At 77.7% G+C, this 1,553-nt stretch carries 2 protein-coding genes; both read right to left on the bottom strand.

Translation table 11 applies throughout. The annotated features are described in order from the left end of the window. Positions 1–479, bottom strand: a 479-nt coding sequence (locus AW16_RS0116620) for a hypothetical protein (protein WP_029292239.1), incomplete at its 3' end; no start/stop codon positions are given. Further along, complete coding sequence (locus tag AW16_RS17915) at positions 476–1,489, bottom strand: DUF4129 domain-containing protein (RefSeq protein WP_051682045.1); 1,014 nt, start codon at positions 1,487–1,489, stop codon at positions 476–478. The genes AW16_RS0116620 and AW16_RS17915, both read right to left, overlap by 4 nt. Between the last annotated feature and the right edge of the window lie 64 nt (positions 1,490–1,553).

The raw sequence follows: 1,553 nt of genomic DNA, 5'->3' as shown, positions 1-1,553 counted from the left end.
GTCGAGGGGGTCGAGGGGGTCGGTCCGAGGCGTTCGAGCGCCTCGACGGCCCGGCGGGCGTCGTTGAAGGACGGGCGCGGGTGGCCGCGCGAGGTGCAGGTGGCGTACGCGGACGGGCCGACGAGCGCGCGTGCACGCTCGGCGTCGGCGGGGTCCGCGAGGTCGACGCCGTGCCGGGCGAGGCGCACGGTCGCGGTCTCGCGCAGGCGGCGCAGCGCGCGCTCGCCCAGCCGGCCGTCGCGGCCGACGGCACCCCACGCGAGGTCCTGCACGTCGCCGCGCACGCCGTCGACGCGCGTGCGGCGCTGGTGGGTCAGCAGCGGCTCGTCCTCGGAGTCGATGCGCGTGACCACGACCGCGACGCCCGCCGCCGTGAGCGCGAGCAGGGCTGCGGACCCGAGCCTCATCCCGCCGGAGAACACGACGACGCCGACGACGAGCCCCGCGGCCAGCGCCGCGAGGAGCTGGCGGCGCGTCACGAGCCCACCGCCGTCCCGGGTGCGTCGCCCTTCCCGGGTGCGTCGCCCTTCCCGGGTGCGTCGCCCTTCCCGGGTGCGTCGCCCTTCCCGGCTGCGTCGTCACCGCTGTCGTCGGGAGCGCCGTCGCCGCTCTCGCCGCTCTCATCGGACGCGTCGGACGCGTCCCGCACGCGGCGCAGGCCATCGGCGAGCGTGGTCAGCGCCGCACGCGCCGCGGCGACGTCGGCGCGCGTCACCCCGTGCTCGCTGTAGCGCGCCGCGAGGTAGAGCCCCAGGAGCGTGCGGGTCGCGCGCGGGTCGGCGCGCGTCTGGTCGAGCACGTGCACGGTGAGCTCTGTGGCGGTCTGCGAGCGCTCGCGCACCACGCCGCTGCGCTCGGCACCGGCCTCGAGCTCGACCCACGCGGCGACCACCGCGTCGGCGGGCGGCGTCCGCTCGTCGTCGAGCAGCGCGATCGCCGCGGCGAGGCTGTCGCGCACCTCCTGCACCACGGGACCGGTGTGCTCGCTGCCGACCACCGCGCCCGGGACGACGTCGTCGGGCGGCGAGAGTCGGATCGCGCGGTCGGCGAACCAGCGCAGCACCGCGGGCACCACGTACCGCCCGAGGACCGCGATGACCACGAGGAGCAGCAGCGCCCACAGCCACACGGGGAAGTGTCCGGGCTCCTGGTCGTGCGGGAGCTGCGTGGGCTTCGGGACGGGGCTCGGCGGGGCGGCCGTCTCGGGCGGCTGCGTCGGGAGGCTCACGTGGACCGGCCGCGACGCGAGGTGCAACGGTCCGGCGAGCGCGGCACCGATCACGACGACCGCGACGAGGCCGGTCACGAGTCCCGCGGCGCGCCGTGCGGCGCTCGCGTCGGGTCCGCGCCCCTCGTCGGACCGACGACCCGCACCGACCGCCCGGCGGGCGTCGTCGGGCACGCCGGGAGCTGCGGCCGTCGCGCCTCGCACGTCGCCACCGGTGTCCCGCACCCACGCCCCCTTCGTCGGCCACTGCGCGCCTGTCACCCCAGGCTCGGCAAGACTAGCCACGCACTCCGACATCGCGGCGGTCCTTCCCCCACCTCCACCC

It is taken from the genome of Cellulomonas sp. HZM, assembly GCF_000708885.1.
Taxonomy (GTDB): Bacteria; Actinomycetota; Actinomycetes; order Actinomycetales; family Cellulomonadaceae; genus Cellulomonas.
Note: the sequence above shows the minus strand (reverse complement) of the source record. Positions and strands in the feature narration are given on the sequence as shown.